At 53.3% G+C, this 4,518-nt stretch carries 3 protein-coding genes; all 3 read left to right on the top strand.

Annotation, left to right across the window (positions count from 1 at the left end; translation table 11 throughout):
• The coding region (locus ACXIUA_RS10470) for a YPDG domain-containing protein (protein WP_457976793.1) at positions 1-960 on the top strand (960 nt) is incomplete at its 5' end.
• Positions 939-2,060, top strand: coding sequence for a hypothetical protein (locus tag ACXIUA_RS10465; RefSeq protein ID WP_457976794.1), 1,122 nt, complete (start codon positions 939-941; stop codon positions 2,058-2,060). The genes ACXIUA_RS10470 and ACXIUA_RS10465, both read left to right, overlap by 22 nt.
• 478 nt (positions 2,061-2,538) lie before the next feature.
• The coding region (locus ACXIUA_RS10460) for an Ig domain-containing protein (protein ID WP_457976792.1) at positions 2,539-4,518 on the top strand (1,980 nt) is incomplete at its 3' end.

Raw genomic sequence — 4,518 nt, 5'->3', positions numbered from 1 at the left:
GTTACGGACACACCTCTTGCGGATGGTGTCGTTGGTAAGCCATATGACCAGGATGTGAAGCCGCAGGGTCTCCCGAAGGGCGCAGTGGCAGAGAACATTAAGGTCGATGGTCTGCCTGCAGGCCTCGATTTTGATCCTGAGACTGGCAAAATCACCGGCACCCCGACTGCCGTTACCCCGGAAGGTGACAACGCGCCTTCACAGGAGAACCCGAATGTGACGGTGACCTACGATATCGTCATTCCTGCTGCTGAAGAAGGCCAAGAGCCTACGGTTGTTGAGGCTGCTCACGTTGACCGTGTCCCGTTGAAGGTGACGAAGACGAAGCAGGCGGAAGAGCTCGAACCATCTTACGAAGACAAGCTCGTTACTCCGGAGAAGCCTGCAACTTCGGAGCCGACTTTCAAGGACGAAGATGGTAACAAGGTCGAAGTACCTGGAGATGCCGAATTCTCGATCCCGAAGGACTTCAAGGCTCCTGAGGGCTACGAAGTTGATATCGATCCGAAGACCGGTGTTGTGACCGTCACGGTTAAGAAGGATGAGAATGGCAAGCCTCAGCTAAATAAGGACTCTGAGGAAGAGTTCGATGTCCCTGTGAACGTGAAATACTCGGACGGCTCCGAGGACAACACGAAGGCCAACTTCAAGCTCGACACTGACGGTGACGGTGTGCCTGACAAGGAAGACACCGACGATGACGGTGACGGCGTCCCGGACGCTGAAGAGAAGGGCAAGGGCTCCAACCCGAAGGACAAGGGCTCGATTCCAGCAACGCCGCTAGAGCCTTCCATCACGAATCAGAACGGTCAGTTCGAGCCTGAGTACAAGGATGGATCTGGTAAGCCGGGTGACAAGGTTACGGTTGACAAGCCTGTCTTTAAGGATAAGGACGGGTCACCGTTAAGGTTCCTGAGGATGCAAAGCCTGGTGACAAGATCACGGTTCCGGTTGTTGTGACTTACCCGGATGGTTCGAAGGACAATGTTGATGTCACTGTCACGGTTGAGAAGCCGACGGACACGGAGCCTTCGGATCCGTCGACCGGTCCTGAGAAGCCAAGCGAGGAACCATCTCATGGCAACAACCTGGATTCGTTGCAGCCTGGCTACGACGAGACTCATGTTCAGCCTGGTGCTACGAAGAGTGCTACACCAGCCTTCACCGACAAGGGCGGAAAGAAGGTTACGGACCTCAAGGGCATCAAGGTACAGGACAATCCGGAGGCGAAGGGCTACCCGAAGGCCGAAGGCGCAACTGACTGGAAGTTCACGCCGAAGGATGCGACCGTTACTGGCCAGGCTCCGTCTGTTGAGCAGCTGGTGAAGCAGTTCGACGATCTCTACGGCAAGAAGGGCAACCGTAAGAAGGTTGACTTCAAGAAGTTCGAGGAGGACTTTGGCAAGGTTGCTAAACCGGCTGTGATCTTTGATCTTTCCGACGGCAAGACCACCAAGGAAAATCAGCAGGCACAGTTCGTGCTTGTTGGCCAGGATGGTAAGTCCATTCTGGAGCCGAATGGTGACTTCGATGGTGACGGTGTCACCAACGAAGATGAGGTGAAGAACGGTTGGAATCCGTTCGACAAGTCGGATAACGGCCGTGACACCGGTAAGTGTGTTGCATCCGCTGTTGGCTTCGGTCTGCCGTTGATCGCATTGCTGCCGCTGGGTCTGGCTTCCCAGATTCAGATTCCGGTGCTCAGCGATGTGACTGCTCAGGTGAATGCTCAGCTGCAGGATGTGAACACTCGTATTCAGCAGCAGGCGGGCGTCTTCAACCCGGAGATGGCTCGTCAGGTTGAGCAGATTAATGCGCAGCTGCGTACCTTCGGTGCGGATCTGGGCATGGTCGCTGCAGGTATCGTGCTGATCGCCGCTGGCATCCTCGCCGGCACGATCATTAACGACAACTGCAACCCGAATGGCCCGAAGTCCTCTGTGAAGGATCTGGAGTTGAAGGGTTCGTCGGGTAAGACGACGAAGTTGTCCTCTAAGGAGGACAACAACGTATCGACGTCCACTCCGAAAGCACCTGCAACCGATACGCCAAAGGCGTAAAAGGATCGTGATGTAGCCTCCTCCCCCATGCAGGGGGCTACATTTCGTAAATCTTGCCTAAAGTCTTGGTAAGAAAATTACAGTTGTTGCCTATTGTGTTTACTGCAATAGGTAACAACTTTTATATTTGCCCGATTGGCCTTAATTGTTTCGACAATTATTAACGTTTGTCTTCCAGTTTAATTGAGCTGGTCCTAATGGAACTATGTCAATGAGTTCCGTATATAGCGACCAAAATGTATCACTAGAAAAAATTACTGCATTCCACCTGCGCTTATCTGACAGTTGTAGCTCTTTTTGTTTGAGAATTAGAAAAGCCCTGTAGGGATCCTGCATTTTCCATGGGTTGATACAATTTACAGCGAGTGACTAATCGTTGACCACTGTCTACGTCCACCACCTGCAGTTTTGTGGTTTTGCTAGACCTTGGCTGACAGGTAGGTAGTCACATTGATTAGGCCATATGGAAGGAATGTTTATGCGAGGCCAATTTAAGGCACGCCGTGGCACGTCGATTGCCGCGGCCGCATTGTCGTTTGCTCTGGTGGCACCACTGGCGCAGCCGGTTGCGTTTGCACAGGAAAAGCCTGCGTCGGTTCAGACCACTGAAACGGCCATTGAATCTGAAGGTTTGGCAAACTCGCCGTTTACCATCTCGGGTTCTGTTCGTGAGGTATTTGCGCAGGCTAATACAAACTCTCGCTTGGCTGATTATTCCAAGCCAATTCAGGGCGCCAAGGTTTACGCGCAGTGGAAAGAGGGAAACAAAAACGTTCGTTTCTCACCGATCTACACTGCGACCACCAATGAGCAGGGCGCTTATGCGATTGAGATGAAGCCGTTCTTTGACGAGCTGAATCGCATGCGCGTATTTGAGGCAGCTGTAACTACTGGTTCGGCCGGCCTGAAAGATATTGCGGGTAACCCCCGTCTTGATGGTTGGCGGGAGCAGATTCGCGTATGGGTTGAGCTGCCTGATGGCCAGAAGGAAGAACTGCGTCTGATGGATCAGTACGCAAGTGCTTGGGCCCCGGCACAGGCTGCGGCAGATAACAACCACATGGTGTCGTGGAACAGCAACTACAGCGTTTCGAACCTCGATATTAACTACATCCGCAATAGTGAGTACACGCTGACTCAGCCACGCGGAGATTGGGCTGTTTCTGGTGAAGGCGACAATGTCGGTAACGGTCTGAATGGTTCCATCGGTGGTGTTGTGTTCTGGAACTCCGCAGTTCCTAACGGTGCGGCTGACTCGGAAACCGGTGCAATTCTGGGTGGCGGTGCCATTCAGGGTGAGCAGCGCGACCTGGTTCTCGGAGGCCAGGAGATCGTTGGTTCCTACCTCAGCGATGAGGCAATCACCGCCATCGAGACGTATGTAAAGCAGAACTTTGGTGGCAAGGATCTTCGTGGTCGTGACTGGACGATTGCGGATGAGACGAAGATGCAGGAGTGGATCAGCGAGCAGATCCAGGGAGAGCACCCAGAGTGGATTGCAGAGACTGTAACCACCAAGACTAATGAAAAGGGCGAGTACAAGCTCTACTTCAAGGGTATCTACGGTAATGCTCGTGATCGTCAGGGTACTGTTCCTGATGATAAATTCCACCAACTCGCAAAATCCTGGTCTGAGGGTTCCTGGGTCAACGCCAACTCCAAATCCAAGCACATCAACATGGACTGGATGTACGTCGGTCCGGTGGATCTGCCAAACAACATTGGCGTGCAATCTGGTTGGCAGTTCCAGCGTTGGATGAATGGTATTGATCCGGCAACTTGGTCCGGCGGTAAGAATGTTGCTGTTGGTAAGTCTGAGGATAGGCTGCAGGACTACCAACGTGGCATGAACATCATTCTGAGCCCGGCGCCGCTGGAATTCGATGTGGTCAACTATGATTCGCAGCTGAATACGGCTGCAGCAGGTGACACCGCAGTCACTAAGGCAACCGGCATTCTCACGCATGACAACTTGAAGTACGACATTATCTGGACTGACCCTGCGGGCAATGTTGTTGCTGAGCACAAGGATCTGCCGGTAGATAACTACTCGCTGCCGTCTGCTGACTTCACCGTTCCGGAGGATCTTGCGGAAACCACCACGTACACCGCTACCCTGTGGGCGGAGGACGGCACCGGTAACCGCACTCCGCTCGCTTCGGATGCCTTCACTGCTGCGGTCAATAAGTCCCTGCCAATCGGATCCGTTGGGGAAGAGTACAAGCAGGGTGAAGAAGCGGTATCGGTTGCACCGGAACCGGCAGACGGTGTGACCTACAAGAATTTCCGAGCAGAGGGTCTCCCTGAGGGGATGGAGATTAACCCGGAGACTGGAGTTATCTCTGGTACGCCAAAGAAGCCGGGTGACTACAAGGTAGTTGTCATCAACGAGGCAGAACTTACCGTTGGTGATTCCTCTGTGACGACGGTTGAGAACTCTAAGTCCTACGACCTGCAC

The organism is Corynebacterium sp. UMB8791 (genome assembly GCF_054166365.1).
The sequence above is the reverse complement of the archived record's forward strand: the minus strand, read 5'-3'. Positions and strand labels throughout refer to the sequence as shown.